A 16,024-nucleotide genomic window follows, 5' to 3' on the forward strand; every position below is an offset into this window, starting at 1 on the left:
ATTTTTAGTTATTATTCGATAGATTTCTTCTTTTTTTCTTTTTGCGGGTCTTTTTAAATGGGTATGGAACATAATCGCCACCTGTCTCCTGATGCAGCAAGGCGTCCATTATTTCACTGCCTGAGGGTTTACTTTGTTGCTCGGCCTCTTCTTTTGTAAACAGTTGCTGTTGACGAGATACTTGCTCCTGTTTTACTCCAGGTTGGTTGATGGTTGAGAGTCTTTCTAAAAGTCCTTTTGCGCTGTAGGCTTTGCCAAGATCGCTGCCATTGAATACGCACCGGTTTACATTATCAACGTAGGTCAGCCCGTAAATAATACCATCTTCATTTTGGCGGACAGCGAGGTATATACCATCCTTTATTAAATTGTCAGCAAGGGACTGCAGGGACTGCCGTGGTGATTTGAGGAGCGACAGCTCTATAGCATTCTTTATTCTCGTCTTTAGATTATCTGCTGGTGCGTTCTCAAAGCGTTTTTCGAGGAATTTCAGTGTTGGCTGGCTATGGAATAAGCTGGCCTTTACTGGCACACCTACCGGAGTACCATCTCGGTCAATGATCTTATAGAATAAACCGCCGTTGCGATAGGTACTGGAATCTTTCAGTCCACGGTCTGCAATAACATTATACTGGCGCAGGATCGCGTTCAACTCTGGCAGCGATTTGTATTTATAAGACGGCAGAACAGCATCCAGGACGTTGGCAATGGAACGCCGGGATTCTGACTTGCCGTATTCTATTTTAGCTGAGTAAGCAGATTTAATTTTGTAGTCCTTTTTTGCCTGGTCTTCTGCCCGTACAAGGTTATACTCCTGCTCCAGTTCTTTGCGTGCCGGTTCCGACAATTTTCTGCCGATATTCTGCGTGTCTATTCTTGAACCGTCAGCTTTAATTTTTAATGATACGAGGTGCAGGTGCGGATGACCGGCATCGTGATGCTGGTACACTAAATATGGCTGGTCACCAAACCCGATGCGCTCCATATAGGCCGATGCAATTTCAGTTAGTATAGGCTTAGTAAGCGCCGTTTCCGACGGGTCAAAATTGAGCGAAATATGGATACTGTTGCGGGTCACATTCTTGTTCAACTCTGCCTGTTTCAGCAGCATATTTAACCGCTGTGCAGCACTTAATTTTTCTGTGTCCAAAGGATAATTTTGGGCGCAAAGCAATTCCGCTTTTCCTTCTTTTAACTTTAGTTCGTTGTAGTTAAAAATGCGCCTGATCGAGTGTCCGGATTTGATTACTGCAACCATTGTGAAGCTATTTTTTCAATGTAATCTTTGATCTCTGCAACCTTGTTTTCAACAAGCGTTTTACCCTGTTCCCAGGAACGGATAAGCTTTAGGGCATCATCCGATTTATCGATTGTATGCAGCCTTTTTACCGCTTGATTAAAGTTGTTGCCGATGTTGTTTAACTCCTTCCTGAGCAGGATGGCTTCTGCCATAAGGTCATCTAAAGATTTGTCTCGGTAAGTGGCAATAACCGGTTTGCCGAGCAACACATGGCGGGCGTAATCGCTCAATTTCCGGCAGGTAGTCTTCCTGAAATTCTTGCTAATAGTATCATGCTCACTATCTGTCAGGCGGATGTGCAGCCACTTTTTTCTGAAATCCTGTTGCTTTTCCATACACTTATCGTTTACACATTTTCACTTGGATTAAGGAACTCATACCGCCCACGACTTCGGAGTGAGGGCGGCAAGATTGCGGTTGTGTGATACAACCGGACATCTTGCCGATTGCAGCTACCTCGCAATCCGGGAAGCAGCTTTCTGTACTGGAGGACTTATGGCAATTCCTGTTAGCTTCAGCCAACTATGGGTAGAAAGCTCCAATTTGACCGATATTCTGAGTGCGGGCATTCCTGATGTTGAAGTATAAATCAGATTACCAAACAGCCTTTCCTGACAAGATGATCTATCGGTGGGATTGTGTGCAGATTGTCCGTTTAACGGGTAAGGAATCTTATCACTATTTACCTGTCTGCAATTTTGTCGGTGTGTAATAAACCTGTTTTTAGCTGTTAGCAGCCGGACAGGTACTTTCAGCCTGCACCATTTTATTATGATGAACAAGCCCGTTTCAGGTGTTCTTTCAGAGCATTTCATAACCTCTCATTTTCGTTCTCACTTAATCCGAAAGCTAAGGTAGAAACATGCGATATGACTTACACAACCCCGCCATATTTTGAGTAGGATGGCGAAGGTTGTAACCGGTAGATTTGTACTGATAATTTTATTATTCACTTAAAAGAAAATTTATGCTAAGTACAAATGAGTTGGCTGGTGTGTATGATGCGCTACTAAGCATGCCAGGGATGAATGAAAAGGTCAAAGTAAACCTTAATTTAAGCCGGAAAGATGCACTCCTTTTGGGATGCCTGATCAAGAAATCGACAGCAGGAAAAGAAGGCGAAAAAGCAGGTATTATTTTAGACAATTTATCAGCAGAAAATCTGAAGGAATTGGGTGTGTATGCAGATGAGATTTTGAGCAAATCTGAAATGACAGATGTCAGCATCAAACTAACTTCTCTGGGCGGTTCCCGTAAGGAGTAACGGCCCAACTTTTTACATTATAGACTTCGGGTCTTCAGGCCCGATGTCTATAATTTTATGGCTCATCAGCCATACCCTGAAATCATCCGGCGCTGCGGGTTCAAAATGAATAATCCGGTTCTCAAAACCTTCTTTCAGCATTATGGAAAACAATTCCAGTGTTTGTTTGAATTTATAGAGTTCATCAGCCTTATATAGCAGGCCAGGGTATTCATTTTTAGGGGTCATACAAAGAGTTTAGTCACTCAGCTTGGGTTGCATAAAAAGAACGCGGGGCAACTTGAACTGATAGGCACTTAGGAAGCCTGAAAACACAAGTGCACCCGCGCCATAGCGCGAGCGTAATCACCTGTGTCCTGTCTCAAAAAAGTTCCTAAGTTTTTATCAGTTGGACACTGAGCAATACGCTGAACAATATTTTATAGGTGTGCAAAATAATTCATTTTTAAACACCACCGAAAAAGCAAAGGCGCCCTGTTAATGAGGCGCCTTACTCGTTATTATCGAATTACAAGTATTATTTACTTCTTTCTTTTGCAGCCTTATCCCTGTAATGCCTTGCCATGTTGTTATTAAAAAAATGTACAGCAATGAAAAATAGCCCGGCGAAGATCAGGACAAAGCCAATGAGTTTGAGTAACCCTTCCACTTTGGTGGTCACTCTATAACCGGCATACGTCTTAAATAGTTCTACTCCGGCAGCATTTCTCCGGTAAAATTTTCTCCTGTTGACCTGGTATCGCAGGATATAACCTACAACTGTCAGGATAATGCCTAAAATAAGTACCATACTCACCTCCATTATTTTTATTTAACGATTGATAGGTTTCATTAAATGCAGCAAAAATCTTTCCCGTCCAACGTTTTCTTTGCTTCTTTCTTTGTCGTGTTCGGAAACAAAGAAAGAAGTCCCCGCGGTAGCGGGGACAGGTATTCTCAGGCAACAGGAATAGGCTGTGATCTGAAATCTTTCAGGTTTAAAAAAAAGCCTTTATATGCTGTCAATCCGTTTCTAAACAAACTCCACAATAAAGAGCTTCCCATCTGCGCCAAAGATGAATTGATATATAAATCCTGTCTTTCCAAAGCTTCAGCAAGTGAGCAGCTCGGCGTATCGTCCGTTTCTTCGGACTGCCGGAGCAGGTCGCCAAATTCCTCGGTGACAAAAGGCAGTTTTGCTACAACATCGTATTTCTTAGAATTAGGTTGTCTGATATTGCCGATGGTGGACAGAATAACCTGACCGGAGTACTGGCTGTTACCATAGTCCATCCAATATTTAGGGGTATTGAAATAGCTGCTACGGTCACACATCAGAGTTAATATCTCAGCAATGGCAAATCGTGCCTGCACGGTGTCCACGCATGATAGATAAATGCAGGCTTCATAATGTTCAGGAGGCCTGCCTGTAACATCTTTCTGAAACCTGACGGTTTCCGCTTTCCAGTTCGTGCCTGACCACCTGTTAGCACGGTTGATGAGCGCCACAGACTTATATAATCCTGTTTCGCATTCTGCAAATCGCTGCCTGCCTAAATTAGCTGTCGTCACTATATCATCGTCCCAAAGCCTCACCATCAAACCCGCATGGCCCAGAGCAATCAGGCTATCATTCATTTATATAAGTGCAGTAAGCACTTTAGAGCCTGTACCGCCTGCGCCTATCAGGTTCACCGTAACAGGGTTGGTTGCATTAATCAGATTGGTATCTGTAAAGTGTACCTTTATTTTTTCGCTGTCCATAGGAGTAATTTTTTGATGGTTCTTTTAGTGACAATCAGGCGGTCTTTCGGAAAATCTTCTCCGTTTTCTATAAGGCTTTTCCATAGGGACACACAGTTACCATTAACAGGATTATGTTCATTCACTAAGTGACTGAAATAGCTGTTAAAAAAATAGCCTTCCCATGCTGTTGTAAATTCTTTGAGGGATGCAGTTTTCTTAATGCGCACGTCCACCGTTCCCATACAAACATTTCCATCTGCGTACACATTAAAAAACGGAGCATGATATAACGGTGTACTATCTTTTGGCCGCCTGTTGCTTTTAAGGGCGTAAATGTTAAGACTATTTCTGTCGGCAACCCACAGTAGTGCCGGAACGTTTGCCCTGCCATTTGGGATGCCTAAGCCGTCCCTGAAGTAAAAGTTCTGTTGCATTGCTTTTGTGTACCATACAACGCGGTTAGCGGAAGTGTCCACCTGCAAAATATTTGCGGCCATGATGCCATCAGATTTGAGTACGGGCGTTTCTGTTTCTTTGGCTACCCGCAGGGACTGCGCAAGGCGTCCGGCTTCACGAACGGTCAGGGGGTGGGCATTTACGGGCAGGCCATTCCTGTCCATATCAAAACACTCCACGTAACTACCTTTTAACAAGTCTTCAGAGCGGTAAAATACCAGTGCTGTTATAGGATGGTACAACGTTCCGAAGGCTGATTTTATATCGTTTTCCATAACTCGTCATTTAATAGTGATACAAAATATACGTGAGGTCATCTATGAGGTTAAACAGGCGGTTTTCAAACTCAAGTGTATCGTCCGGCAACTTATTTCCATTAAACTGTTTACAGATTACAGGTTCTTCTGTATAGCCATACTCGTTAAACTCGTTATTAACCATTTCCATCAGGCTGTCATAGAGCCACCCTGAACCGTCCGCAAAAAAAGATACATACTTGTCTATGCTTAGTGTATTCTCTGCTTCCTCATTGTCTTCGTCCTCATCTGTTGTAACTGTATGCCGCACGTTTCTGCAATAGCATTCTGTTGGATATTGAGTATAAAGGTTAAGGGCCTCTGCTGCCACATCCAAACATTGCCGTTCAAAGTCATTGCGGACTGTAAAATTTTCTACACGGGGTCGTAACTGTGATAGACTGGCACGGTTAAAGAGTTTTTGTTCTATCGCTTCACCTATCCATTTGGCTTGCTTTAACTCCCTTTTGTAAATTTCGGTTATGTCGCTTTCTTCATCTTCATCCACCCAATCAGACAGCATTTCATATTGCCAGTACAGGTAGCTGTCTTCCTGTGTATAGTAGGGAATATCCGCTACATGATACAGGTACGCACATACAGAAGTCAAGAGGTGGGCTGCATGCTTATATGATTTGTGGTGCAGCATCCTGTAAAGTGGTACTACGGGAATATAATACAGGTTTCTTCCGGTATCGCAACGTTCTTCCGTCTCAATAAAAATCTTGTTTTCGGTTTGTATAAGTCCTATGTTATCCCAATCCCTGACTTTAGCTTTCAGTTGTATTTGCAAATCCCAAAGCGCAAGTGTTACGTTGTAAGGAAAATTGTAGTCATGGGTCGGCATTGGTTCAATGCCATAATGCCTTGTCAGTTGGGCAAGGGACTTATAAAAAGTCCCTGCCTCCATAACTGGTAATTCCTGTGCAGTCAATTTTAATTTAGGCAAAAAGCGTGTTTTTAAAAAAGCATCGGCAGTTGAGATACCGGCACCGCTTTTTTGCTGTCTTTTTGTATTTCTGCGGCATCTTTTGGCCTGTTCATCCAATCGGTGAACTTGGCTAACTGCTCGTAAAGTTCCCGCTGTTTCGGTGCTGCCAGCGGTTTGACCATTCCTGCTATGATATGTGGTTGCATAATCCATTGCTTTAGAATTTATAGTTATCCCTTTGTACCCATCGCACTTTCAAATACATATTGTACCGTATCATCCTTAATAACTGGTGCAGATACCTTTGATGTGGTTAGGATGGGGTATGTATTTGCGTAAAAGTTCATCACTGAATCAACACTCCATTTTGGCTCAGGGTCGGTTAAACGGACTTCCTGACCTTTGTCTTTCAGCACGAATACGCGCTCTAATTGTGTGGCTAATAACATTGTAATAATTTTTAAGGTTTATCATTCTTGTTCTTCTTCGTTCCAATCTTCTTCCTCTTGGTAGTCAGTCCCGTCATGATCTTCGGCAGGCGTATTGTCCGGCGCCTGTGTCGTTACTTTTTCTTCGGGTACTGATACACTGCCGAAAAGGTCGGGCGCAAATTTTTGAGATAAGGAAGATTTACGTTTTTGTATAGCTTCCGCATTTTCGGGGAAAAGTGCAGTGTCAGGGACTTTCATCCATGCGTCTTTGTATTTACCTTCCTTTTCCAGTTCGTCCACTTTTTGCATGGCTTCTTTATACTTCTTTTCTTTTTCGTCTTTAGCCCTCTTTTCTTTATCGGCTTTATCCCTTTCTATTGCCGATTGTTTTTTGGCTTCCTCCAGTTGTTTCATAAATGCTTCCATGTTGTCGATGAGGCCGGAGGCTGCTTCAATAGGTTTAGCTACTTTGTCAAAAAATTCACTATCCAAATCGGTAGCTGTTCCCCGATAATTAAAAGGTATTATCTGAAATTTGGCGTTGTCGCTACAATGTTCATTTATCGGCAACATGGAAACAATCAGATTTTCACCTGCGCCTTTACTGATGGTTAGTTGCAGGTCACCGGAAAAATTGATGCCCGCTATCTGTGAAAAAAAGTTGGTGTTCATAATCTAATGTTTTATGTTTTCTAATGCTTTTAATTTTTCATACAGGTCATTCCAGTATGCCTGTCTTGCTCTGTCCCAAATTTTTGCGGCAGGGCTTGGATTTACATGATTGAAATATTTGAACCTGTCTGCCTGCCGGATGGCTGCATTCAGGTCTGTTACCTTAATGTTTTTACCATCCATATCTTTAATGATTAGCTTATCCATGCCGTAAACTTCAGTTATCAAAAAATAGCTGTATAGCCTGTACCAGTTTTATGTTAGGTTCTTTACGGGTTGTTATGTAATGATTCATGTACTGTATCATAAAGGCACCATTATAGAAATCAAATAGGTTGTCAGCAAATGCGGTGCTGTTGCGGTACAATTCTTCGCGGTGTTTTTCGATGGACTTTTTGATTTCCTGCGCAATGTTTAACCAGCTATCAAAAGTGAAAAAGGAACCTTTCCACGCTTCACGGTATTTTGCCTGATCTTCGGAAAGTGAGTCGGCGATATTTTCTACATATTGAATTATGTTTGGAATCTCATTTTTAAAAAGCTGGTGAAAAAGTTTTGCTTTAGCATGATTATCGAGATTTTCTAAAGTTTGCATAACATTCATTTTAGAGGTGATAAATGCAGGGGCAGTAATGCCCCTGCTATTGACTTAATTAAGGGTCAGTGCATCGGCTCCATACTTGGCGAATGCTTCGCACAGGTCAAACGCTACCTGCGTTTTGCGCTGCGCCTGTCCACCATAGAACAGGTTTTCCATTTTGGCTTCCGCATTTGCGTAATCTTTCACATTCTGGTAATACCCTGTGATGGCATTGTAAGCACCAAACACAGTTCCTTTGGTGGTATCTAACTGCTGCGTTTCATTGTACAGCGCATATTGGAAGGCATTATTAACCATGTTGGTAAAGCGGCTGGATAAATCCTGCTCCCTGCCATCTTTGATAATATCCAATGTTTCTTTGTTGGGTGCGAAAACCATCTGAATAAGGCGGTGTACTTCCTTATCTGTGATGCGAACCTTTGACCATTGGTTAAAGGCTTGTTCCAGTTCATCGGAAAGGCGGTTGGTAATGCCCATCATTTTGTGGGCTTCTTTTAACTTTTCACCTGCGCTTGCAGTATGTTTGATGCGAATAGCGTTCTGTTTATTTCGCATAGCAGCTGATAAAGTATTGGCGCATACAATGCGAATAGGTGTAAACGCTGCGGTAATACTTCCGCTTCCATCGTGTGAGGTGGTTAAAAAGATATACTTTTCTATGAGGTCGTTGTTACCAACTTTGATATAACCCGGTAATTTGGCGGTAATAAAAATGGTTTCACCTTTGCCTAATGCTCCTGCAGTCTCGTATAACATCCCTTCCTGTCCACCTACAATAGCGTCGAAAAATGCGAATGCTTCAGTGTTTTGCACAACGGCGTAGTCCTTGCCCAACTTATCGCCCAATATGGCATGGTTGTCATCGCGGTAAGTAAAGAAGCTGTTATCAGATATGATGCTGCTGCCGTCCGGTAGTGCGTGGGTGTTAGGTGCCTTAATAACGGAGTAGTCCAAACCTGCAAACTGTATCGCTTCCGCACTGGTCGGATAATCCTTAACAATTTGGCCTAACCCATGCCATGCCTGCTCCTGTACGCTGAAAAAGCTGTGCTGTCCTGTAATGCTGTTGAAATTGATATTGTGTGCCATGATAATTTGATTTTAATTGTGTTTTACTGTTAATCCTGTTTTTCTGTGGTCTGTTAGAACGGTAGGTCATCGTCTGCCGGAACGTCTACTCCCTCGGCAGGTGCTGCAATGGCGGGTTTTGCGCTGTGGAATTTGATATTGCGAACATTCAGGGTTAACGCTGCCTGTGGGTCGCCTTGCTTATTGGTGTAGGCTTCCGTACCGATTGCGCCCGTAAGCTCTACTACTGTGCCTTTAGTCAGGTACGGGGCTACCTTGTCCGTAATCCAATACGCACACCGGATAAATTGGGTGTTCTGCTTTACTTCTCCTGTTGCCTTTACCTTGTACGGGTCGTTTACCGCTACGTTGAAGTTGACAACCTTTTTGTCTGTTTTCGTGGTGCGGGTAACTGCATTGGCCGTTACTCTCGCTGTTGTGGTGATGTTCATACACTTCCTTTTTATGAATAAATAATTTGTTGTTTACTTATCCTTTCCTCCGCCTGCTCTTAAAAAACTTTTTCCCAAAAGAAAAAACGGAAAAAAAGAAAGCACAGGAAGTGTATTCCCGGCGGCTGCCAAAAGGAAACGGAATAAGTCCCGCAGGGTGGCGCAGTGAGGAACGAGCGGCGTCATTATGCCGTAGTCTTTTGGCTGCCGATGAGAGGGAATACAAACTTCGCTGCCCTTTTTATCCGTTTTCGATGGGAAAAGGACACTTATCAATTAAAGACATTCAATGGAGATAGAATACAGCTAACGCGGGACCCGTTAGCGATTGCAGCGGATAGCCCGCAGCGAAGCGAGGACTTGCAGCGTAAAGCGTGGGCCGCAGGCAACGGCACAAGAGAGCCCTTAAACGGCGATGCGCTATATTAAATAACAAACCTTATTATAAATTGAAAATAAAAAGTAGCTTTATTCGGCCTGAGTGTTTTAACTGCCATATTATAAAGACCTAAACACAAATGAAATTTGAATTCAAGATAAAATTTGCTGAAAAAGATATAGATCAGTTCATCACCACCCTATACAACGCCTATAGATCGAATTCCAAAGACGAATATTTATTTGATCTCACGGAAATTGAATATATGGCAAGCCAGGAGTTACTTGTATTTTCTGCTATCGTAAAGCTATTTACTCTTGGTGGGATAAACTTTCGAGTGCAATTTTTAAAAAAAGGTATTTCTACTAATGATATAAATGCACGTTCAAAAAGACAGCTAATCCAAATATGGGAAGTATGGAAAATATATCAATTGGTTCCAATGACTGATTTGCCGAAACGATTCGATATCGACGGTAATACAATACAGCGTTTCAAAAAACAAATTAACTATAATCCTATTGCTTCAGAGATATTTAATCGTTTTGGTGTAACACCTTTTATGCAGCTTGACTATGTAACTAACTATACTCAAAATGATATAGGTACTATTGTTGAGCCAATTTATGATTTGAACGCTGCAATAGTATTATTGCTTAAAGAGCAACATTGTTATCATCCTTTTGCAAGTAAGGCTTTGAGCGGCATTATAACTGAAGAATTGTTTTTAAATTTTCTCGACCATTCTTCAAAATCATCCTTCAAAGGATTGCCGAACCTTGCGTTTATGAGCATTTCGATTCAGACTAAACTTGATGAGAAAATTACTACTATTACTAATGTTCAACAAATTAAAAAGCGAAATTTCGAGGAGGAGCTATTGCCTGAAAGCAAAAACTTTTATTATGATAGTACTCGGGCTGTTTACAAGAACTTTCCATATATACAATTTTCATTTTTAGATTTTGGGGAAGGTATTGTCCATACATTAAGCGAACAATTTAAAGCCGTTAACCTAAAACCAGAGAGCACACCAGATGATATATTGCGATTTGCATTCGGCCATACATCATCCAGGCATCCAATTAATCCTAAGTTTGATCAGGAAAATTTTATTCCACGTGGACTTTTTGATGCTATAAGTATCGTCAAACGATATAGAGGACTGATGATTGTCCGGAGCAATGAGGCGAGGATAATTTATGATTATTCAGACCTTACACACCCTGTAGAAGGAACTGCTTTTTCGGAAGACCAAGATTACAATTTTCCTGGAACACTAATCAGCATTTATATTCCAGCTTTGGAAGATACTTCAAGATTCAATAAAGCTGTCATTAAGCCGGAAATCAACTTTTTCAAAATTGCGGGTGTGCAAACCCGTTACCTGAATATTAATAAAATAGTGGACGTATACGGCGAACCAAAGCATAACATCTATAATAAGCTATTCAAAAATCTAAGGCAAGTACTGAAAGCAACACAACCTACGCGACATTTTCTAAATTGTGAGGGAAGTAATTTTATCGATAAAAGGTTGCTAAAAAAAGTAATGTTTTATTTAACCGCAGATTATGATATTAACTATAATAATAACGTAATAATTTTCGGGCTTGATGACGACGCACTGGTACAGGAAATTGAAAATGAGCTATTGAATTTGAGTAGCGAGATTAAAGATTTCAAAATTCATCCGCTACCAATCATAAATTATGATTATGAAAAAAAAGCGCCAAGCATTAAATGGCTGGGTGTGTTTAACATTTCGGATCAGGAGAAACTAAATGATTTATTATTTGAGGAGTTTTCGTTGGCCAAGAGCGACTTTAAAGAGCCACACAATATTGTGGGGCATCTAAACGAGTTTGATGCCTATGGTAACCTAAAAAGTTATTTTCCTGATGGCGCCTTGATAGACAACTTTTTCCTTGAGCAGAGGAATAAGCTGTGTGCTGATCAGATCAACCGACTGATTCTGAAACACAATTGCTTAAGCGAATGCGATGACAAATCAATATTTCTGTGTAATGGGAATTATTATCAATACAAATATGTCGAGTTAACAAATTTACTTAATGATAAAACGGACTGTGGCATCTGCGCCCGCATGCTATTTAATAATTTGAGGCTATGTTTTGATATATCAAAATGCAAGTTTATCGGAGTAACAACAAAAAGTCAGAAGATCTTAAAGTCATTAGAAGAACAGCGCCTGATTGCAACAGAGAATTTTATCATTTTTGATAGTTATCATTCTTTTGAAACTGAGGGCACTTGGGAGATTTTTAATGATACTGATTTTCAATATATCTTAATTTGTGATGTTATAGCTACCGGCTATTTGACGGTACGTTTAAATAAAAAACTAAGTTCACTGGGCACAAGACTTGCAGGTGTTGCAGTACTTGTTGATACTATAAATCCAGGATTCAGTGGTTCTTCAATCAAGGGAAACGCATTGCCTTCAATTACTTCTATCACAAAGTTTGAGATTGAAAGATTTCTAAAGGATGATGTTTCAATCGAATTACAAAAACGTGAAATCATCAGGACGAACATTCATACTAATGTTCCGATTACTTTAAGTATAGATCAAACCAGGTATGATAATTCAATTTTGTTTGATTCAAACGTTAGGTATAACCAGCAGACGCAGGAGATAATAGTTGATAATCGTTTCCTGGACTGGGTTTCACCTAAAGACATCTCTGTGGGATATCTTAAGTATAACAATGTTATACATCCATACTTTTTCAATACTACAGGCATCTTTCAACGTATGGATCATTACCATTTTGAAGAAGTTTTTGCCAGGCTTAATAAAGACTATTTATATAACACACCGATAAAGCTTTTTTATCCGAGGAAATCAGGAGTTGAAACAGTGAACCTGGATAAAATAAAAATGGCCTTAAAGAATTATAACATCGAAGACATAGTGGTGGAGCGAATCGGAACAACGGAAGGTTGGAGATTCCCACACAGCAGTAATTTTTTAAGTTCCAAAATTGACCGGAACGTTTGTCTTATTCTCGATGATGGCTCATGCACCGGGGATTCTCTTATACAAATGGTAGATGAAATTGCGTTTTATGATGCAAAGGAAATTATTGTTTTATGTGTGATTGGGCGGCTGCAAGATCACAAGAGGGAATTTCTTTCGAGGCTAACGCAGGTAAAAGTGAAAGACGGCATGACCATTCCCTTAACAATATACTTTGCTACCCATTGGCATATCCCAACTTATTACTTTGATGATAATCCGAACATTCGTGAAACTCATTGGCTGAATGAGGTGATTCATTTAACAAATACCCCACAGTATATTAAAAATATAGCAAGCAATGTTCTGTCAGAAATACGACCTAAGCAATGGGAGAACTTCAGCGACTATAAATACCTTCCTAAAAACAGGCTCAAAACAAGTAAGTTATCTTTAATAACGGGTGCTGCTTCAGGAGGTGTGACCCTTCCCGAAATGTCCGAACTCTCAATAACACCAAAAAAAGATCTCCTAAAGATCAGAGAGGAACTTGGAAAGGTTACCAGTTACCGCCTATATAAAGAAAGCTTCCAGTTTTTTAATTTCTTTTTTAAGAAATATGAAAACAAGGTATTGAGCCAAAACAGATATAGGGAGATCGAACTTTTATGCGGAACCTTTATTTATGAACCGTACCTATTTGACAAGTTAAGCGGCCTTCCGGATATAGTAGAACAGGTTAAAGAGTTTGTGCGGGTACTTATATTCTCAGACAGGAGAATCTATCGTCTATTGACTTATGAATGGGATAAAAAGGATATTGTACACCTCTTTTTTATTGTATTTAAAGATGAGCAATTATTTGAAGAATTAAATAAAGAGAATAATTTCAGTAAACTGATCGCCTTTACCGAACCTGAATCAGCCCTGAACTATATGCTTTATAAGCTTCTGGCATATATTCCGTTGAAGGTGCAAGATTTTGAAGAAAAAAAATATGATAATCTACTCAAGGAATTGATTGGACGGCAGCTCCAGAGAGTGTCAGGACCTTCTAAAAAATCGTTGAAGAAATATTATAATTTCCTGTATACCCTGCCCTCAAGGGAGGAGTATCTTCCGCAGTTGATGAAACTTAGAATGAATTACCAATTTAATGATGACGCAGGAACTCATGATAGTAAAAAGTCGTTTAATCACAACGTTTCTGCCTTGCTCGCCGGTATCCGGGCTATTATTGTCCAGCTTGGAAAAAAGGGTGCCTTTGATGCCGTCTATATGGAAGAAGTTTTCAGTTCATGGTTTGCGTTATTGGAATATATCAATCCTATTTTAGCATTCGCCCGAACTTTTAACGGATTTCTGGTACCGTACCCTTATTTCGACCTGATGAACAAAGCTGAGACTGGTGAAACATCTTTGAGAGCGCTGGTCGGTGTTGCCGACGGTGTAATCATGTCCTTAAGCGAAAAATTTAAAGACAGTGAAAAGCTGTCTATTGTTGAGAAAAATATTAAAATCATCCAAAGTGGGTATTTCACGGATCAATCTGCTTTTAAAAAACTGATTGTTTCACCAATTTACAATCTTAAAACTTTTTGGGAGGGTTTGATTGATAAGTTGAGTATTGTATCATCGAAAATCAAGGTCACCGATACACCGATCAACAGCAACCTGCAAATGACTATTCCAGAATATTATGCCGAGCAATTATTAATAAATGAATTAGCTACAAACTTAAAAAACCATTCTGATCTGTCGCAAACAGTGATGGTTGAGAGTAGATTTGAAAAAGCTGAAGATTTTGTGCTAACAATAACTAATAAAGTTTCGCCGGCCGAATACGTAAAGAGTAACGGAGAGGGCGTCAAATGCATTCGGCTTATGGGGGCATTTCTCCCATTTGAGTTTCAATACAGTTCAAAAAAATCCAATGATAACTTTATTCAAAAATTAGTATTTAAAGTAGCATAAAATGGATACATCGTTAATAAACTTGTTTGTATATGACACTAAAGAAAATTTCAATAAATCAAAGAAATATATAGGTGCTGAAGGAGTGATTTTTAAGCAGGTGATCCAAATTGAAGACTTTGCTGATTTTCAGAAAAAATTTGATGCGCTTGAAGATAAAGAATACGTGGCCTTAGCAGTACATGTATTTGCTACCGATCAAATATCAGGGATAAAATCATTTGCCGTGTCAGGAATAAAAGAATACTACCCCTCTCTTAATATTATGTATATTTCTGAAGGGAATGCCGATGAGATCAAACATCAGATGGTTGACGCAAAGCTGGTGACCTCAGAAATTTTGAAATATCATGAAATTCAGTCAAACCTAAAAGAAGGCATTAATCCTGCCTTTACAAAACATTACCTGTTAAGTGCGAAGAATTTGCCGGTCGAATCTCAGCAGTCAGTGACCTCGCAAAAAATCACTGATTATCCACAAGTCGATTTAGCGATCATAACTGCATTATATAACGACGAATTTGAGCAACTAAAAAAGTTTTTCGACTTTCCAGCGGCAGATAAAATTAAAACGGCCAAAAAAACTTTTTATATCGGCACGCATAAAACAACAAAGCAAAAGGTTGTTGCAGCAATACCTAACGCTACAGGTATGGTTGATTCATCTATCGTAGCGACCTTGCTGATTGAGTATTTTAGGCCAAAACTATTAATTATGTCTGGTGTCTGTGGTGGGGCAACAGACAAAAAATTTGGTGATATAGTAATTGCCAAGAATATCTTCACGTTTCAAAAAGGAAAAATCTCAGGTATATATTCTAAAGATTCCACGGGAAAGCAAATCCCCCTTGAACTATTTGATAGAACAAACAATAGCATTGACTATGAACATTTGTTCGATGCGGAAGGCAACCAAATTACGATATCCATCGAGAAGTTTGCAATTGAGCACGATAGTATGATTAATATCAACACTGGCCTTGAAGATGAAATCACGCCCCATTTAAAAGATATAAAAAAATTAGTTGCAGCGGACGTCGAATCGACCGGTTTTTTCAAAGACATACCTCAACCAGACATTTCATTCGGTGGAATGGCGTGCAGTACGATGGTCATTAATAAAGAGGGATATTTTGAAGATGTTATAAAAAACGTTCACCGCCATACCTCAGCAGTTGAGATGGAATCATATGGCGTTGCACGAGCATGTGAGTACGCAAATGAAGGAAAGACCAAATTTTTAATTTTCAAATCTGTTATGGATCACACATTCAACAAGGCCGACAATGTTGGTAATATTAACTATAAACAATTTGCTGCATTTACAAGCGCCTCGTTTTTAAACCATCTTCTTACACTTAGTATATTATAAATGGACTAAAATAAATGTATTATGTTTTGAGTAATTTAATCAACTCAAACGGCGCAGGCCGCAGGCAACGGCACTTGTAATAAACAGAATATCTATTGCTTATATTTGTAAAGAGTGATC

General features: G+C 40.0%; 18 protein-coding genes. 4 read left to right on the forward strand and 14 right to left on the reverse strand.

From position 1 onward, the window contains the following. Window positions 1-4: 4 nt before the first annotated feature. Together ABD960_RS02965 and ABD960_RS02970 are read right to left on the reverse strand one after the other, a co-directional pair. Window positions 5-1,258: a relaxase/mobilization nuclease domain-containing protein gene (locus tag ABD960_RS02965; protein ID WP_345329394.1), complete on the reverse strand. Its 1,254-nt coding sequence runs from the start codon at window positions 1,256-1,258 to the stop codon at window positions 5-7. Next, window positions 1,246-1,635 (reverse strand): plasmid mobilization protein, encoded by a 390-nt coding sequence (locus ABD960_RS02970; RefSeq protein ID WP_345329395.1) that lies wholly within the window; start codon window positions 1,633-1,635, stop codon window positions 1,246-1,248. The genes ABD960_RS02965 and ABD960_RS02970 overlap by 13 nt, the downstream gene beginning before the upstream one ends. A gap of 632 nt (window positions 1,636-2,267) precedes the next feature. Here ABD960_RS02970 and ABD960_RS02975 point away from each other — a divergent pair. Further along, window positions 2,268-2,564, forward strand: coding sequence for a hypothetical protein (locus ABD960_RS02975; RefSeq protein ID WP_345329396.1), 297 nt, complete (start codon window positions 2,268-2,270; stop codon window positions 2,562-2,564). Between the two features lie 12 nt (window positions 2,565-2,576). Here the strand turns inward: ABD960_RS02975 and ABD960_RS02980 are convergent, their stop codons facing one another. From ABD960_RS02980 to ABD960_RS03035, 12 genes are all read right to left on the reverse strand, one after another. Then, entirely contained in the window at window positions 2,577-2,792 is a 216-nt protein-coding gene (locus ABD960_RS02980) for a hypothetical protein (RefSeq protein ID WP_345329397.1), read from the reverse strand. 289 nt (window positions 2,793-3,081) lie between these two features. Then, window positions 3,082-3,354 carry a molybdenum ABC transporter permease gene (locus tag ABD960_RS02985; protein WP_345329398.1) on the reverse strand — a complete coding sequence of 91 codons (273 nt, stop codon included), beginning with the start codon at window positions 3,352-3,354 and terminating at the stop codon, window positions 3,082-3,084. 146 nt (window positions 3,355-3,500) lie between these two features. Beyond that, on the reverse strand, window positions 3,501-4,181 hold the full coding sequence (locus ABD960_RS02990; RefSeq protein WP_345329399.1) for a PRTRC system ThiF family protein: 681 nt from the start codon (window positions 4,179-4,181) through the stop codon (window positions 3,501-3,503). Continuing rightward, on the reverse strand, window positions 4,182-4,307 hold the full coding sequence (locus ABD960_RS02995) for a hypothetical protein (RefSeq protein WP_345329400.1): 126 nt from the start codon (window positions 4,305-4,307) through the stop codon (window positions 4,182-4,184). Next, on the reverse strand, window positions 4,289-5,020 hold the full coding sequence (locus tag ABD960_RS03000; protein ID WP_345329401.1) for a PRTRC system protein B: 732 nt from the start codon (window positions 5,018-5,020) through the stop codon (window positions 4,289-4,291). Before ABD960_RS03000 ends, ABD960_RS02995 begins: the two co-directional genes overlap by 19 nt. Before the next feature lie 10 nt (window positions 5,021-5,030). After that, window positions 5,031-6,185, reverse strand: coding sequence for a hypothetical protein (locus ABD960_RS03005; protein ID WP_345329402.1), 1,155 nt, complete (start codon window positions 6,183-6,185; stop codon window positions 5,031-5,033). A 17-nt stretch (window positions 6,186-6,202) separates the two neighbouring features. Continuing rightward, entirely contained in the window at window positions 6,203-6,421 is a 219-nt protein-coding gene (locus tag ABD960_RS03010; protein ID WP_345329403.1) for a PRTRC system protein C, read from the reverse strand. Between the two features lie 21 nt (window positions 6,422-6,442). Then, the gene (locus tag ABD960_RS03015) at window positions 6,443-7,075 is read right to left on the reverse strand and encodes a PRTRC system protein E (RefSeq protein ID WP_345329404.1); all 633 of its coding nucleotides are present in this window, start codon (window positions 7,073-7,075) and stop codon (window positions 6,443-6,445) included. A gap of 3 nt (window positions 7,076-7,078) precedes the next feature. After that, window positions 7,079-7,282 (reverse strand): hypothetical protein, encoded by a 204-nt coding sequence (locus ABD960_RS03020; protein ID WP_345329405.1) that lies wholly within the window; start codon window positions 7,280-7,282, stop codon window positions 7,079-7,081. A 10-nt stretch (window positions 7,283-7,292) separates the two neighbouring features. Next, complete coding sequence (locus tag ABD960_RS03025; protein WP_345329406.1) at window positions 7,293-7,670, reverse strand: hypothetical protein; 378 nt, start codon at window positions 7,668-7,670, stop codon at window positions 7,293-7,295. 54 nt (window positions 7,671-7,724) lie between these two features. Further along, window positions 7,725-8,765 (reverse strand): DUF932 domain-containing protein, encoded by a 1,041-nt coding sequence (locus tag ABD960_RS03030; protein ID WP_345329407.1) that lies wholly within the window; start codon window positions 8,763-8,765, stop codon window positions 7,725-7,727. A 53-nt stretch (window positions 8,766-8,818) separates the two neighbouring features. Continuing rightward, window positions 8,819-9,196, reverse strand: a complete 378-nt coding sequence (locus ABD960_RS03035) for a single-stranded DNA-binding protein (RefSeq protein ID WP_345329408.1) — start codon at window positions 9,194-9,196, stop codon at window positions 8,819-8,821. Window positions 9,197-9,406: 210 nt separating this feature from the next. Between ABD960_RS03035 and ABD960_RS03040 the strand changes: the two genes are divergently transcribed. The 3 genes from ABD960_RS03040 to ABD960_RS03050 all read left to right on the forward strand — a co-directional run bounded on the left by ABD960_RS03040 (window position 9,407) and on the right by ABD960_RS03050 (window position 15,904). After that, window positions 9,407-9,625: a hypothetical protein gene (locus ABD960_RS03040; protein WP_345329410.1), complete on the forward strand. Its 219-nt coding sequence runs from the start codon at window positions 9,407-9,409 to the stop codon at window positions 9,623-9,625. A 215-nt stretch (window positions 9,626-9,840) separates the two neighbouring features. Next, window positions 9,841-14,532 carry a hypothetical protein gene (locus ABD960_RS03045; protein ID WP_345329411.1) on the forward strand — a complete coding sequence of 1,564 codons (4,692 nt, stop codon included), beginning with the start codon at window positions 9,841-9,843 and terminating at the stop codon, window positions 14,530-14,532. Between the two features lies 1 nt (window position 14,533). Beyond that, window positions 14,534-15,904: a phosphorylase family protein gene (locus ABD960_RS03050; RefSeq protein WP_345329412.1), complete on the forward strand. Its 1,371-nt coding sequence runs from the start codon at window positions 14,534-14,536 to the stop codon at window positions 15,902-15,904. The last annotated feature ends 120 nt before the right edge of the window (window positions 15,905-16,024 follow it).

It is taken from the genome of Mucilaginibacter defluvii, assembly GCF_039543225.1.
Taxonomy (GTDB): Bacteria; Bacteroidota; Bacteroidia; order Sphingobacteriales; family Sphingobacteriaceae; genus Mucilaginibacter; species Mucilaginibacter defluvii.